Here is a 14,383-nt window from a genome sequence, read left to right as displayed (position 1 = left end):
AAGGCTGCCAGCTTTGGATGTATAGCAGGGGCTTCCAGTGGATAGCCTCTTAAGTAAGGGGAGGTTTGGAACAAACTTATGTTATCGAAAACCGCAAGCCATGTCTTATGGATCTGCTGCATGATACTGATGCTGTCCATATGGATGTGGTTTGAACCAAAGCCGCCATTCGCGGCGGACAGGCTCCCTTCGCAGGAGGAGCCGTCTGTAACGGTTATGGGGGCTGTACCGCCCGCACAGAGTACGATGAGAGCCAGCAGCCGCTCTGCAGCGGCACAGGAGCCCGAAGCCAAGCCGGTATCCGGCGCGGCAGCCGCAGAAGAACGAGCGCGCAGAGAGAACTACAAGCTGTTTCCGCACAGCGGACAAGATCTGAGAAGGTTTAAGGCGGTAGAAGTGACGGCAACCGGGTATTATGCCGGCATTGAGTCCACGGGCAAAACGCCGGGGCATCCCGAGTATGGGGTGACCTACTCCGGTTTGAAGGTTACCCGGGACGTGGCGGCTTTCTCCACGATCGCCGCTGACCCGGCCGTATTTCCGATCGGAACCGTCCTCTATATTCCCGGATACGGGTATGGGGTGGTAGCCGATACCGGAGGAGCCATCAAAGGCAGACGGATCGATCTGTACTTTGAAACCAAAGATCAGGTCTACCGGGAGTGGGGCAAAAGGACGCTGAATGTGTTCGTGGTCAAGGAAGGCTCCGGAAAGATTAACGAGGTACTCTGGAACACCTTGAAGACGGAGCTGCTGTTCTGACATGGCCAAGTAAAAGCACAACAAGATACGGAATCCCTGCCGTACACGGCGGCAGCAAATAGCCAAGAAACGACCTTCGCATAGAGGGCGCAGCAAAAACCCTGGGAACGAGGCTTTCCGGGGTTTTTGCCGCCTCAATGAAAGGGAAATCCGCACATTGCCGGGGGAATGCGGCATGGTTATTAGAGGATTGGTGCCAAGCAAGCACAAGGAAGGGGAATAAATTGCGCTGGAAGAGAGGATGAGGAGGTAAAAGCCGAACAAAATTGTTGGTTTCCAAAGTTATTGTTTTGGTGTAAAATAAGGTTACAGTGATTATTGTTAACATTATGGGATAGGTGATATTTCATGCTAAATGCTTTGTTAGCAGGGAGTTCGATACGTGTGAAAGAGCGGAAAGCAGCCGAAATTTATCCATTTCTGGAGGCTTACATTGCCCGGAAGGAAGAACAGATCTCAGAAATCGAGCAAGTGATCGAACGATACGAGAAAAAACGGATGTTGGAGGAACGGAGCTACCAATCCATGTCAGCTTTGAGGCGGATATTTGCCGGCAAAAAGCCGGACCATCACCTTGCTGTGGAGTACATCCACTATGTGAAGAGGCCGATGGAGCAGATCCGGAATCTGCGGATGGAGATTGAGAATGCCCGCAGCATCCTGAACGGCGATCCGGCGGACACCATTTCCGTATCCGGTGACCTGGAGAGAGAGTTGAACTCATAACGGGAGCATGTTCCCAAGCTCGTGCTGCAGCTTCTGTGCCTTTTATTGAGGCGGGGAGCTGTTTTTCTGTGCACGGATATAAAAGCCTTTCCGCCTCTGTCCCTATGCAGCCGGGACGAATAAAGAAACACACCGTTTCCGCGAAAAGAGCCGAACGGTGTGCTCCGATTATCTTTTAAGCTGATCGAGTTCAATGAAATCCGTATCCTGGCTGTAGGCCGGAACCCCGTGTATGCCAACGTCCAAGCCGACGAGTTCCTCGTCGCGGGAGACCCGGACGGGTACGGCCAGCCGGATCAGCTTGAAGACCACCCACGTAGTGGAGAAGCCCCACACGATAATAATGGCGAGCCCGAGTGCTTGAACTCCAAGGAGTTGGAAGCCGCCGCCGTAGAACAATCCCGTGTAGCCATGGCCGAGTCCTTCGATGAGCTCGGGCTTGGCGAACAAGCCGACGGCGAGGGTGCCGAGGCTGCCGCTGATGCCGTGAACCGCGAAGGCGCCCACCGGATCGTCGATCTTCTTCGACTCCAGGAATTCCGTGGCGAAGACCATAGCCATACCGCATACAGCTCCGATCAGGATGGCCGCCCCGTCACTGACGAAAGCGCAGCCGGCCGTAATGCCGACAAGACCGGCGAGAGAGCCGTTAATAACCATCGGCGGATCGGATTTGCGGTACCGCAGCATGGTGAATAGAATGCAGGTCGCCCCGCCTGCCGAAGCGGCCAGCATCGTCGTAATGGCGATGTGCCCGATCGAAGCGTTGGTCGCGCTGAGCGTGCTGCCCGAGTTAAAGCCGAACCAGCCGAACCATAGGATGAAGGCGCCTACAGAGGCAAGGGGGAGGTTCGAGGGAGGAACGATATTAGCCGTGCCGTCCTCGGAGAACTTCCCGATCCGGGGGCCGATGAGGATCGCTGCGGCGAGTGCGGCGAAGCCGCCCAGGGCGTGGATGACGGCTGAGCCGGCAAAGTCGATCATGCCGAGTCTTCCGAGCCATCCGCCGACGCTCCAGACCCAGTGGCCGGCGATAGGGTAGATCAATCCGGTCATCGCAATGGTGAACAGAATGTAGGCGTGAAAATTAATCCGTTCGGCTACCGCGCCGGATACGATCGAGATGACGGCAATGACGAACGCGCATTGGAACAGCCAATAGGTTTCGTGCGAGATGGTGAGGTCGATGTGCGAGAGGTCTCCATCAAGAAAGAAGCCGCTCGTGCCGATCAACCCGGAGAAGTCCTTGCCGTACATAATCGCAAATCCGAAGAAGTAGAAAATAAGCGCGCCAAAAGTAATGTCGACGAATACTTTCATGATAATGCTCACGGCGTTCTTCTGCCGGACAAACCCTGCCTCAAGCAGGGCGAAGCCGCCTTCCATAAGCAAAATCATGGCTGCGGTCAGCACAACCCAAACCGTATCGAGTCCGCTGGCCAAGGTAGCCAAATCCATGAAGCCAATCCCCCTTGAACCGTACGATATATAGATTTTACGTTCTTCATTATACGGGTTTGATGGAAATTATGTCAACGGAATACGTAAGATATTATCACATCAAAACCTGCAATTTTCGTCTTTTCTTAATCGGATGGGAGGTTTCAATCCAATTGGAAGGGTTAGGGATAATCTTCAGCCCGTAAGCTCATTCTATAGGGTATCTACAACGCATGCCGACTATCCGTTATGGAGGAGATGAATTGAATGATTCCGCTGAATTCCTCGCTGACCAGCCGTGAAGAGGCCTACGGGCAGGCGCGCGCTTATCTGCAGGAGCATGGGTTTTCGCTCGGCGGCAACTGGGACTATGAGCACGGAAGCTTTGACCGGTCCCTCGACGAGGTGCAGAAGGTGTGGCTCCGTATCCCGTTCCAGGTAACCCACGGCGCCTTGGACGGAGACACGGATGCGACGGATGCCGTCATTCGGATCGGCCAGCCGTTTGTGCTGAAGCATCTATATAATGAAGGACTGGATCCGGAGGCGAAGGGCATGACGTTCGGCGCCTTGATCGACCAGTTCCAGGAGCCGGTGGACAAGGATGCCCCAGTGGAACCCAAGTGGGTGACACAGGCCGAGGAGCTTCTGCGCAAAGTGGAAGCTTCGTTCCCTTCGTCGCCGTCAAGATAACGCCTTGCCCCGACATCCCCCTCACTCTCTCCGGAGTCCGTTAGGGGGATGTCTTGCATGCGTGGCGGAGCCGAGCTATTTTACCTCCATTTTAGGTTTCTTTAAGGTTTCCTTAAGGTTAAGGGTGCAATATAAGAACATAACAGGAACGCAAAGGAATGCACTCATACAACTCAATGAAACTCATCGAATGGAGGCTTTTGCACATGGACAACAATGAACGCAATCCTTATGATAGCCGGCTGCGTCCGGAGAACGAAGAGACAGGACGCGGCAGTGAAGAAGCCGGCCGAGACCACCGCGAAGAAGCGGCGGGAAGAGAAGAGCGGGGATCCCACTACTTCTCCTACGGTCCTTACAAATCCAACAATACCGGCAGCACGACCTCGAGCGACAGCACGGGCCATACGCCGGTGGAGGTAACCCCGCCGAAACCGCTTCGGTCCTATGCGTTCTCTTCCTCTGAAGAGAATGCGGGTACAGACCGGCCGATGGGTTCTTGGCAGGTGGGCCAGCCCCAGAAGAAGGGCACCAGCTTCCGCACCATCTTCGCCTCTTTCATGGCAGGTGTTCTGGTTGTGGGCTCGCTGATGGTGGCATCGGACCGGATGAATCTGTTCACGGGAACGCAGGGCGTCATGGCCGGCGGCGGAAGCGGCGGCTCGCAGGCCTCGGCTCCGGCGAATAACGGCGGTGTAGTGCCGACCGCACTCGGCGGCGTGGTACGTCCGGACAACATTTCGTCGATCGTCCAGCAGGCGGGGCCGGCGGTCGTCAAGATCGAGACGCTCGTCAAGCCGAAGGCGACGCAGGGCGGCAATTCCCTCTTCAACGATCCCTTCTTCCGCCAATTCTTCGGGGAAGACGCCGTGCCTCAGCAGCCGGACAGCGGAAGCTCCGGCCAACTGCAGCCGGGCGGCATGGGGACCGGATTTATCTTCGAGAAATCCGGCTACATTCTGACCAACGAGCACGTGATCGACGGGGCCGATGAGATCAATGTTTATGTGAAGGGCAGAGATGAGCCGTACAAAGCCAAACTGCTCGGCAACAGCTATGATCTGGACCTGGCGGCTTTGAAGATTGAAGGAGACACGGATTTCCCGACCCTGCCGATCGGCAGTGCCGATTCCGTGAATGAGGGCGACTGGGTGGTGGCTATCGGAAATCCGTACGGCTTCGATCATACGGTAACGGTAGGTGTACTGAGTGCGAAAGAGCGTCCGATCGACATTCCGGACAGCAACGGCACGCGTCACTACAAGCATCTGCTTCAGACGGACGCGTCCATTAATCCCGGCAACTCCGGCGGACCGCTTCTGAACCTGAACGGGGAGGTTATCGGGATTAACACGGCCGTCAGCGCCCAGGCGCAGGGCATCGGATTCGCCATTCCGACGAGCACGATCTCCTCGGTGCTCGACAACCTGAAGAACAACGTGGAGATTCCGAAAGAGCCGATTCCTTATATCGGGGTGGCACTTGATGAGATCGACAAGGATTGGGTGGCTGAGCTTAAGCTCGAGAACACGGAAGGCTCTATCGTGACACAGGTGGAGCGCAAGAGCCCAGCCTTCCAGGCCGGTATCCGTCCGTATGACGTGATCGTGGAGGTTAACGGAGCGAAGGTCAAGAACACCAAAGAAACGCAGGAAGCGGTCAAAAAGCTGAAAGTCGGCGACAAAGCGACCCTTGGCATCATGCGTGAAGGCAAGAAGGTGCCGGTGTCCGTGACCATCGGCGATCGGAATGTTCTGCTCCAGCAGCAGCAGCAGAAGCAGCAGTAAGGCCGAAGGCTGAATAAATGAGGAAGCAGAGCGGAGATACGCGGAGCTCTGCTTCTTTTTTTGTATTGCGCCGGGGTTTGTTGGTACAATAAATGGAAGAGGCAGGTGTGCAAATTACGGATGAGAGAAAAAATACTCGTGATTGACGATGATGAAAAAATCACTTCCATGCTGCGCCGGTCGCTGGCCTTCGAAGGCTATACCGTCTTCACGGCCAATCACGGCATGGACGGCCTGAAGCAGATTCTGGAGAACGACCCGGATGCAGTAGTGCTGGATGTGATGATGCCCCAGCTCGACGGCTGGGAGGTGGTCCGGCGCATCCGCGAAGGCGGCTCGAAGGTGCCCGTGCTGATGCTTACGGCAAAGGACGAAGTGTCGGACCGGGTCAGAGGGCTCGATCTCGGGGCGGACGACTATCTCGTGAAGCCGTTCGCGCTGGAGGAGCTGCTCGCCCGCATCCGGGTGCTGCTGCGCCGCAAAGCATCGGAGAAGGAAGAACTGGCGGCCAACAAGCTGCAGTATCTCGATGTCTTCATGGACCTCGATACCCGGGAGGTATACCGGGGAGACAAGCTGATCGAGCTGACGACCAAGGAATTCGACCTCCTGCATCTGTTCCTGCAGAATCCGCGGCGCGTGCTGTCCCGCGATGTCATTATGGAGAAAATCTGGGGCTATGATTACAGCGGGGAGTCCAACGTGCTCGAGGTCTATATTGCGCTGCTGCGCCAGAAGACGGAGGAGCACGGGCATAAGCGGATCATCATGACGGTCCGGGGGGCCGGCTATGTACTGAGGGGAGAGGCCTAAAGATGTCGATCCGTCTTCGGCTCACCCTGTGGTACACGGCCATCTTGTCGGCTACACTCCTGCTGCTCGGGGTAGGGCTTTATTTTTTTCTCTACTATTATTACTTCAATTCCCTGAAGCCGGACCTGCAGCGGACCGCGGATGTGCTGCGCACCCGGATCCAATATGACGGATATTCCTTCAAGCTAAATGTCCGCGATCAGCTCCGCTATAACAATTTGTACTTCCAGGTGGTCAGTCTCGAGGACGGGGGCAAGACGCTGTCGCCGAGTCTGGCGGAGACCGGGCTTGAGCTGCCGGACCTCAAGGTGACGGAGCTCAAGTGCATTGTCAACAACGAATGCCGGTTCGACAAGATTCAAATGAACAACGTTCATTTTCTGATGTATTCGACCCCGGTGACCGTCAGCGGTCTTGCCCTCCCGGGCGAGCCGGTTATCGGCATTATGCAGGCCGTCATCGAGATCGATGACATCGAACGGCTGCTCGCCATGCTTCGTTTCATTCTGACGGTGACGGCGCTGCTCTCGATTGTGCTGGCCGCGTCGGTCGGCTGGTTCCTGGCGCGCAAGGCGCTCCGTCCGATTGAACAGGTCATCACGGCCGCCAGCCGGATCGAGAGAGGGGTCGATCTGGACAAGCGGATCGAATATTACGGCCCGAATGACGAGATCGGCGAGCTTACGCAGACGATCAACGGGATGCTTGAGCGGCTCCAGACGGCTTACTCGGAGATGGAGGAGGCTTACGGCGCCCAGCGGCGCTTCGTGTCGGATGCCTCGCATGAGCTGCGTACTCCGCTGACCACCATCCGGGGCAATGTCGACCTGCTCGAGAAGATGTGGAAGAATGTGCAGCAGGGGACGCTGACTCCGGGGGAGCTGCAGCTGGAGATGACGCTGGAAGCGATGCATGATATTTCGGGCGAGGCGGAAAGGATGTCACGGCTGGTCAACGACCTGCTCTCGCTGGCCCGGGCCGATGCGGGCTTCCAGATGGCGAAGTCGGAAGTGGAGCTTCTACCTCTGCTGGAGGAGGTGGCGCGCAAGGCGCAGCTTCTGCCGAGAACGGTGGAATTCCGCACGGGTCCCTTCGATGGGGTTGGGGATGCCTGCATTCATGGCAATGCGGACTACATCCGGCAGCTTCTGTTTATTTTTATCGAGAATGCCTTCAAATACACGGAGCAGGGGTACGCACTTCTGGATGCGCAGCTGCACGGAGATCTTGTAGGCATTTGCATCGAGGATTCGGGAATCGGGATGGACAAGGAGGAGGTTCCGCATATCTTCGAGCGGTTCTACCGCGCCGATCCCTCAAGAGGGCAGAAGGCGGGAACGGGTCTAGGGCTCTCCATCGCCAAGTGGATTATTGATGAGCATGGCGGCTCGGTCGAGGTACGTACCCGCAAGAATGAAGGGACGGCCTTCACCATTTGGCTCCCAGTATCCCCCTGTACCGGTGATCTCACTTCCGGGGCAGAGGGGCATTCCCTACCGGAGGGGAATCAGGTATAATAGACATATGCGACTATATTTCGACAGGCAGGTGCAGGATGGACGTTATTAAGATTTCTCCCCGCGGCTATTGTTACGGGGTTGTGGACGCGATGGCGCTGGCCATGCATACCGTAAAGAACTTGGAGCTGCCAAGACCTATATATATCCTGGGCATGATTGTACACAATGCCCACGTAACGGATTTCTTCGAGAAGGAAGGCGTCATCACGCTGGACGGGCCGAATCGGCTGGATATTCTGGAGAGCGTGGAGAAGGGTACTGTGATCTTCACCGCACACGGAGTATCGCCAGAAGTCCGCCGCCGTGCACGGGACAAAGGGCTTACGGTTGTGGATGCCACGTGCCCCGATGTTACGAAGACGCATGATCTTATCCGGGAGAAGACGGCCGAGGGCTACCATGTCATCTATATCGGCAAGAAGGGCCATCCGGAGCCGGAAGGTGCGATCGGTGTGGCGCCGGACCGTGTGCACCTGATCGAAGGGACCCTGGAGATCGATACGCTTCAGCTGGAGTCGCCGCGGATTCTGATCACGAATCAGACCACGATGAGCCAATGGGATATCAAGCATATTATGAAGCGCCTGCTTGAGCGTTATCCGCATGCGGAGATTCACAACGAGATCTGCTTGGCGACACAGGTGCGTCAGGAGGCTGTCGCCGAGCAAGCGAAGGAAGCGGATCTCGTCCTTGTGGTCGGTGATCCGCGGAGCAATAACTCCAACCGGCTCGCCCAGGTATCCGAAGAGATCGCCGGGGTCAGGGCTTACCGCATTGCGGATATCACGGAGCTTCGCAGAGAGTGGCTTGCACCCGTCCGCCGAGTGGCGGTCACATCGGGCGCGTCGACGCCGACTCCGATTACGAAGGAAGTCATTACGTATCTTGAGCAGTACAATCCCGAAGATCCGCAGACGTGGGAGATTCGCCGGACGGTTAACCTGGATCGCTTGATTCCGGCACCTAAGGCCAAGACGCGGGCGGAGTAGGGCGAGAGATCAGGAAGAGAGGGACGGCAGCGGATGAAGACATCGGCGAAACGAACATTTCGGCTTCAGAACATCGGGCGCTGGTTCAGGCTCAAATATTTGCTGCTGACTCGGGCCAAAGGAGGGCCGGCCATGGTGGCACTCGGCTTCTCAATCGGTCTTGCTGTGGAGATGTTTACGCTTCCGACGGCAGGCCTTGCCTTTTTCCTTATCTTTCCGCTGGTCTATCTGATGAGAGCCAGCATGGCCGCGGCCCTGCTGGGTTTCCTGTTCGGTAAAATTATCTATATTCCACTATCCTTCGTCCACCGGAGGGTTGGAGAGATGCTGCTTCCCCACGGGATTAAGGGATCGCTGCTCCACAGTCTGCCGGATTGGCTGGACACGTTCATCAAGTTTAATCTCAAGCTCTTCGTCGGCGGTGTGGTTGACGGGGCCATTCTCGGTATTCTCCTGTATTTCCCTGTCAAATGGCTGCTGGTCTGGTTCGAAGGAAAGCGTAAAGAAAAACGGCAAAAGAGAAAAGAACAGCGGTTCCTCGCTCACGGCACCAATGGTTGAGGTGATCGAAAAGGAAGAGGAAACGCAGGCTGGAAGCTTCGGGGGATCGAAGCTTTTTTCTTTTGGGGTTAGGATGGGGATTAGGTATTGACGGGAGGGGCTTCCCGTTGTAAAATTACTTTAGTACTTAAAAGCGTATAAGCGTCGAAGCGTTTGTGTAAGATAGTAAACTTGTCCCCAAGGGAGTGTTCTCATATGATCGTTATCATGTCCGGAACGGTAAGCGAAGAACGGATTGCGGAAGTTGTTCATCACATCGAGAAGCATGAGGTAACCGCCCACGTATCGAAAGGGGTCGACCGTACGATTATCGGGATCATCGGCAAGGCGAGCCCTGTGCTGGCCGAGCAGCTTCGTCAGCTCTCCGGGGTGGAGCAGGTCGTCAAGATCTCCAAATCCTATAAGCTGGCGAGCCGTGACTTCCATCCGGATGATACGGTGATCCGCATTGGGGATGTGGCTATTGGCGGCGATCAGCTGGTCGTCATGGGCGGCCCCTGTGCGGTGGAATCCCCTGAGCAGATCGACGAGATTGCGCGTCTCGTGAAAGCCTCGGGAGCCCAGGTGCTGCGCGGGGGCGCCTTCAAGCCGAGAACGGGGCCATACAGCTTCCAGGGAACCGGAGTGGAGGGGCTCGTGATGATGGCCGAGGCGGGGAAGAAGCACGGTCTGCTGACCATTACGGAGGTCATGACACCGGAGTATGTGGACGTCTGTGCGGAATACGCGGATATCCTCCAGGTGGGCACTCGCAATATGCAGAATTTCGATCTGCTGCGCAAGCTGGGATCGATTCAGACGCCGGTACTTCTGAAGCGGGGGTTCAGCGCTACATATGATGAATTCCTCAATGCGGCTGAATATATTCTCGCAGGCGGAAATCCGAACGTTATGCTTTGCGAGCGGGGCATCCGCACCTTCGAATCCTACACGCGCAATACGCTGGATCTTGCCGCTATACCGGCCCTCCAGACGCTAAGCCATCTGCCGGTCATTTCGGACCCGAGCCATGGTACGGGGCGCCGGGAGCTGGTGGAACCGATGTGCAAGGCCTCCGTCGCTGCGGGAGCCAACGGGCTGATTGTGGAGATGCATACGGATCCCGATAACTCTATGACCGGCGACGGGGTGCAGTCCTTGTTCCCTGACCAGTTCGCCCGGTTAATGGTAGACCTGGAGAAACTTGCACCCTTGTGCGGCAAGCGATTTGATACCCGGAAGGAAGCGGTGTTTACCGCATAATATTCGGAATAAAGAACGAGACGGCAGGCTTGAAATCCCGTTTATTCGGGGAGTCAAGCCTGCTTTTTGTCGAAATGGTGAAAAACAAGCCACAGTGTGAGCATATCTCACACCTCGATAAAAAATACCTTACATAAGTATTGACGAACTTTCCCGAAAAGTCTTATAATAGCAACATGATTAACAAAAACTTGAACAATGTGAGACCGAACGGCCGTTAATGTTCGGAAATTAGGAGGTAAGGTAGTCCATGTCAGTTCAAAACGTGTTAAACACCATCCAGGAAAAAGGCATCGAGTGGGTAGATTTCCGTTTTGTAGATCTTAGCGGTAGAGCACACCACATTTCTTTGCCGGCTTCTGAAGTTGAAGAAGCAACTTTTGAGAACGGCGTAGCATTTGATGGTTCCTCGATCCCTGGATTCAAAGGCATCGAAGAGTCCGACATGGTCATGATGCCGGATACGGAATCCACATTCATCGATCCGTTCACGGCTCATCCAACCCTCGTAATCATGTGTAACATCTATACGCCTGACGGCGAGCGTTATGAGCGCGATCCGCGCAGCATCGCTCAGAAGGCTGAAGAATATCTGCAGCAATCCGGCGTAGGTACAACGGCTAATTTCGCTCCTGAGTCCGAGTTCTTCATTTTCGACGAAGTTCGCTTCGAGAGCGGCCAGAACAAATCCTCTTACTTCGTGGATTCCGAAGAAGCACACTGGAACTCCAACCGTAAAGAAGAGGGCGGCAACCTGGGCTTTAAAGTAGGTCACAAGGGCGGTTATGTGCCTGTAGGTCCTACGGATACCCAGCAGGATATCCGCAGCGAAATGTGTCGACTGCTGATGGAATCCGGCCTTCGCATCGAGCGTCACCACCACGAAGTGGCAACAGCAGGTCAAGGCGAAATCAACTTCCGCTTTGATACCCTGACTAAGACTGCCGATAACCTGATGAAATACAAATACATCGTACAAAACACGGCTAGACAGTACGGCAAAGTGGCTACGTTCATGCCTAAGCCGCTCTTCGGCGACAACGGCAGCGGAATGCACGTTCACATGTCCATCTTCAACGGGGACACGCCTCTCTTCTTTGAAAAAGGCGGCTATGCAAACCTGAGCGAAATGGCTTTGAACTACATCGGCGGTATTCTGTACCACGCACCGGCACTGATCGCTCTGACGAACCCGAGCACGAACTCCTTCAAGCGTCTGGTTCCTGGCTACGAAGCACCGGTTAACCTCGTATTCTCCAAAGGTAACCGTTCCGCAGCAGTTCGTATTCCGGTTGCCGCTGTTACGCCAAAAGGCTGCCGTATCGAGTTCCGTACACCGGACTCCACCGCTAACCCATACCTGGCATTCGCAGCTATGCTGCTCGCAGGTCTGGACGGCATCAAGAAGAAGATCGATCCTCGCGCACTGGGTTACGGTCCGCTGGACAAGAACATCTACGACCTGTCTGACGCTGAGAAGAGCGAAATCCGCAGCGTACCAGGCACGCTGGATGAGGCGCTTGACGCACTCGAGGCTGACTATGAGTTCCTGACAGAAGGCGGCGTCTTCACGAAGGACTTCATCGACAACTATGTTGGTCTGAAGCGTGGCGAAGCCAAAGCGGTATCTATCCGTATTCATCCGCACGAGTACTCCCTGTACTTCGATCTGTAAGTTTTGTTTTGTACGAAGCTCCCTTGCTTGCAAGGGAGCTTCTTTCGCGTTTATGAGTGTCTTGGCGGGAGAGTGTAATTTATACATATTATATAATAGGAATTTTTTTGAACGGCTCTCTGGAACATCTGAATGTAAGGGCTTTAAATGGGGAGGTAGGCTTCATCAGGCTTCCGGGATAGGGGCGCGTTTCAAAAGCATGCTTAGCGGGCAACCTCAGTCTTGTGGGAATCGAAATGGCGGCCCGGTAGGGACGCGGATCGAAGGGACGCAAAATAAATAAAAAAATATGCCATTTTTATGCTAAGATAGCGATACGAATTGTATCTTCCGGCAAAATTCGCTATAATATGTGTTGTGGGCGGTGAATGAGGATCAATATGATGACTAAGGAGGATAAGGAACGTGAAGTATGGTAACAAAATCAGCTTGCTGCGTGAAGAAAGACAACTGACCCAAGAAGAGCTGGCGGTTTGTATAGGCATATCCAGGTCAGCGCTTTCACATTACGAGAATAACAGAAGGCACCCGGATTATGAAACTTTAAAGAATATTGCCGATTTCTTCGACGTATCTTTAGATTACCTCATGCGGGAATAGTTGAAACAGTGTGGAACCTCTTTTTTTTCTTTTTTATCTTAAGAGAATCAGAGGGTAGAGCTGTCCAGGGGCAATCCTATATTTCGAGGATTCTTTCTTTCGTTTTGTAAATGTTTGTCGTTTTTTCATGTGGAATGCCTTTTTTCTGTGGTAAAACATACTTTTCTACCAGATCTCGACAAAGTAAAAAATAGTCCTTGACAAGATACACTTTGTATCATAAATTTAGAGTATGGCGAACGATACATAATGTAACTTTAAGTGACATATTTTTTATCGGGACCATAAGGAATAGTCATCGCTACAAGAGAAGGAAGGTAATCCCCATGATTGAGACAAAAGAAAAATTATCCTCTCCGGTTGTCTTGAAGATGAATATGGATTCGGAAATGTATATCACGCAGATTAACTCCATGAAGGTAAGCAGCTCCAGGGCTCTTGTCACATTGATCTCGGTTGGTCCCGACCGGATTGAATTCCAATCCGAATTGAACTTCCCGGTATCCGCACAAGTCATTTGTTCCTTCGCGCTTCCGTTTCAGGAGCAGACAGTCGAACTTGAAGCCGTACTTGTACAGAGTAACAGGATTGGGACAACTTATCAATACACTGCCGAGCCGCAGCTTACCGCCTGGAAGAGAGAGCAGTTGACGGCGGCGATCCGGAACCGACTCGATTCCTTCGAGCGCTTCTACGAAGAAGCCAAACATGCATACACGATTATGGACATAGAGCAGTCCCGTTGTTTGTTTGATCACATGGTATAAGGATTCGTTAATACCTAAGGTGGAAACAGGAATGATCGATATTCATAGTCATATACTCCCCGCTCTGGATGATGGGGCGCGGGACATGGGGCAGACGCTGCGAATGATTAAGCAGGCTGAACTCCTGGGGGTTACAACCCTTATTGCTACTCCTCATCATGCCAATGGAACCTTCATCAATGAATCGGCCGTAATCCGGCGCACGGTAGACGAAGTTAATCGGCAGCTGCAAGAGCGTGGAATGACGGTTAAAGTGCTGCCGGGTCAGGAAGTACGCTGGTTCGGCAGATTAATGAAGGATTTGGAGAATGGCAAGCTGGTGACGCTCGCTGATTCCCGATATCTGTTGCTTGAGTTTCCCTCTTCGTACGTACCCGCTGCCGCAAGGCAGACCATATCTTCGCTTTTGGCTGCGAATTATATTCCTATAATTGCTCACCCGGAGCGCAATCGGGCCATCTTCCAACAACCTTCACTACTGTATGATCTGATTAGAGAAGGAGCGTTATCCCAGGTTACTTCTCATTCCATCACCGGCTTATTCGGAAAGAAAATCCAAAAGTTCGCTATGGACTTGTGTCGTAAACATTGTGCCCACTTCATTGCATCCGATGCTCATCACGAAACGGGACGTTGCCTTAATTTGCCTACTGCTTACGAATATATAGGCGAGCACCTCGGGGCGGACTACGTAGAAGGATTTATCAGCAGAGCATCTCTTGTTGTGCAAAACCTGAATATAGAGACGGTCGAACCTATTCGGCCGGCAAGAAAATGGTTTGGCATTTTTTGAAAACAACATGAAAAT

14 protein-coding genes are annotated in these 14,383 nt (G+C 53.9%); 13 read left to right on the top strand and 1 reads right to left on the bottom strand.

Translation table 11 applies throughout. The annotated features are described in order from the left end of the window. Positions 1 to 78: 78 nt before the first annotated feature. Both ACP26L_RS30315 and ACP26L_RS30310 read left to right on the top strand, forming a co-directional pair. The gene (locus ACP26L_RS30315) at positions 79 to 762 is read left to right on the top strand and encodes a 3D domain-containing protein (protein ID WP_426449134.1); all 684 of its coding nucleotides are present in this window, start codon (positions 79 to 81) and stop codon (positions 760 to 762) included. Positions 763 to 1,146: 384 nt separating this feature from the next. Further along, entirely contained in the window at positions 1,147 to 1,488 is a 342-nt protein-coding gene (locus ACP26L_RS30310) for a hypothetical protein (RefSeq protein ID WP_426449132.1), read from the top strand. 168 nt (positions 1,489 to 1,656) lie between these two features. On the opposite strand, the gene ACP26L_RS30305 is transcribed toward ACP26L_RS30310, so the two are convergent. Then, positions 1,657 to 2,946, bottom strand: a complete 1,290-nt coding sequence (locus ACP26L_RS30305) for an ammonium transporter (protein WP_426449130.1) — start codon at positions 2,944 to 2,946, stop codon at positions 1,657 to 1,659. A gap of 249 nt (positions 2,947 to 3,195) precedes the next feature. Here ACP26L_RS30305 and ACP26L_RS30300 point away from each other — a divergent pair, with 249 nt between their 5' ends. The 11 genes from ACP26L_RS30300 (at position 3,196) to ACP26L_RS30250 (ending at position 14,368) form a co-directional block, all read left to right on the top strand. After that, complete coding sequence (locus ACP26L_RS30300; RefSeq protein WP_426449128.1) at positions 3,196 to 3,621, top strand: YugN-like family protein; 426 nt, start codon at positions 3,196 to 3,198, stop codon at positions 3,619 to 3,621. Positions 3,622 to 3,827: 206 nt separating this feature from the next. Beyond that, on the top strand, positions 3,828 to 5,408 hold the full coding sequence (locus ACP26L_RS30295) for a S1C family serine protease (RefSeq protein WP_426449127.1): 1,581 nt from the start codon (positions 3,828 to 3,830) through the stop codon (positions 5,406 to 5,408). A gap of 120 nt (positions 5,409 to 5,528) precedes the next feature. Continuing rightward, entirely contained in the window at positions 5,529 to 6,221 is a 693-nt protein-coding gene (locus ACP26L_RS30290; protein ID WP_426449125.1) for a response regulator transcription factor, read from the top strand. Between the two features lie 2 nt (positions 6,222 to 6,223). After that, the gene (locus ACP26L_RS30285) at positions 6,224 to 7,738 is read left to right on the top strand and encodes a sensor histidine kinase (RefSeq protein ID WP_426449123.1); all 1,515 of its coding nucleotides are present in this window, start codon (positions 6,224 to 6,226) and stop codon (positions 7,736 to 7,738) included. A gap of 38 nt (positions 7,739 to 7,776) precedes the next feature. Next, complete coding sequence (locus tag ACP26L_RS30280) at positions 7,777 to 8,730, top strand: 4-hydroxy-3-methylbut-2-enyl diphosphate reductase (protein WP_426449121.1); 954 nt, start codon at positions 7,777 to 7,779, stop codon at positions 8,728 to 8,730. Between the two features lie 33 nt (positions 8,731 to 8,763). Continuing rightward, on the top strand, positions 8,764 to 9,291 hold the full coding sequence (locus tag ACP26L_RS30275; RefSeq protein WP_426449119.1) for a DUF2062 domain-containing protein: 528 nt from the start codon (positions 8,764 to 8,766) through the stop codon (positions 9,289 to 9,291). A gap of 195 nt (positions 9,292 to 9,486) precedes the next feature. Beyond that, positions 9,487 to 10,533: a 3-deoxy-7-phosphoheptulonate synthase gene (aroF, locus tag ACP26L_RS30270; RefSeq protein ID WP_426449117.1), complete on the top strand. Its 1,047-nt coding sequence runs from the start codon at positions 9,487 to 9,489 to the stop codon at positions 10,531 to 10,533. A 250-nt stretch (positions 10,534 to 10,783) separates the two neighbouring features. Beyond that, positions 10,784 to 12,208: a type I glutamate--ammonia ligase gene (gene glnA / locus ACP26L_RS30265; RefSeq protein ID WP_426449115.1), complete on the top strand. Its 1,425-nt coding sequence runs from the start codon at positions 10,784 to 10,786 to the stop codon at positions 12,206 to 12,208. 405 nt (positions 12,209 to 12,613) lie between these two features. Further along, positions 12,614 to 12,808, top strand: a complete 195-nt coding sequence (locus tag ACP26L_RS30260) for a helix-turn-helix domain-containing protein (RefSeq protein WP_013920409.1) — start codon at positions 12,614 to 12,616, stop codon at positions 12,806 to 12,808. Between the two features lie 326 nt (positions 12,809 to 13,134). Then, positions 13,135 to 13,575 carry a hypothetical protein gene (locus tag ACP26L_RS30255; protein WP_426449113.1) on the top strand — a complete coding sequence of 147 codons (441 nt, stop codon included), beginning with the start codon at positions 13,135 to 13,137 and terminating at the stop codon, positions 13,573 to 13,575. 31 nt (positions 13,576 to 13,606) lie between these two features. Beyond that, a complete protein-coding gene (locus ACP26L_RS30250) occupies positions 13,607 to 14,368 on the top strand; it encodes a tyrosine-protein phosphatase (RefSeq protein ID WP_426449111.1) in 762 nt (253 codons plus the stop codon). The last annotated feature ends 15 nt before the right edge of the window (positions 14,369 to 14,383 follow it).

The organism is Paenibacillus sp. S-38 (assembly GCF_049942825.1).
In the GTDB taxonomy this organism is placed as follows: Bacteria; Bacillota; Bacilli; order Paenibacillales; family NBRC-103111; genus Paenibacillus_G.
This window is presented reverse-complemented; position numbering and strand designations above follow the sequence as displayed.

Bases quoted from the DNA above. Each gene is read 5' to 3' on its own strand.
- aroF (WP_426449117.1), top strand. From the start codon at position 9,487: ATGATCGTTATCATGTCCGGAACGGTAAGCGAAGAACGGATTGCGGAA.
- ACP26L_RS30250 (WP_426449111.1), top strand. From the start codon at position 13,607: ATGATCGATATTCATAGTCATATACTCCCCGCTCTGGATGATGGGGCG.
- ACP26L_RS30290 (WP_426449125.1), top strand. From the start codon at position 5,529: ATGAGAGAAAAAATACTCGTGATTGACGATGATGAAAAAATCACTTCC.
- ACP26L_RS30305 (WP_426449130.1), bottom strand. From the start codon at position 2,946: ATGGATTTGGCTACCTTGGCCAGCGGACTCGATACGGTTTGGGTTGTG.
- ACP26L_RS30275 (WP_426449119.1), top strand. From the start codon at position 8,764: ATGAAGACATCGGCGAAACGAACATTTCGGCTTCAGAACATCGGGCGC.
- ACP26L_RS30295 (WP_426449127.1), top strand. From the start codon at position 3,828: ATGGACAACAATGAACGCAATCCTTATGATAGCCGGCTGCGTCCGGAG.
- glnA (WP_426449115.1), top strand. From the start codon at position 10,784: ATGTCAGTTCAAAACGTGTTAAACACCATCCAGGAAAAAGGCATCGAG.
- ACP26L_RS30300 (WP_426449128.1), top strand. From the start codon at position 3,196: ATGATTCCGCTGAATTCCTCGCTGACCAGCCGTGAAGAGGCCTACGGG.
- ACP26L_RS30315 (WP_426449134.1), top strand. From the start codon at position 79: ATGTTATCGAAAACCGCAAGCCATGTCTTATGGATCTGCTGCATGATA.
- ACP26L_RS30280 (WP_426449121.1), top strand. From the start codon at position 7,777: ATGGACGTTATTAAGATTTCTCCCCGCGGCTATTGTTACGGGGTTGTG.
- ACP26L_RS30255 (WP_426449113.1), top strand. From the start codon at position 13,135: ATGATTGAGACAAAAGAAAAATTATCCTCTCCGGTTGTCTTGAAGATG.
- ACP26L_RS30285 (WP_426449123.1), top strand. From the start codon at position 6,224: ATGTCGATCCGTCTTCGGCTCACCCTGTGGTACACGGCCATCTTGTCG.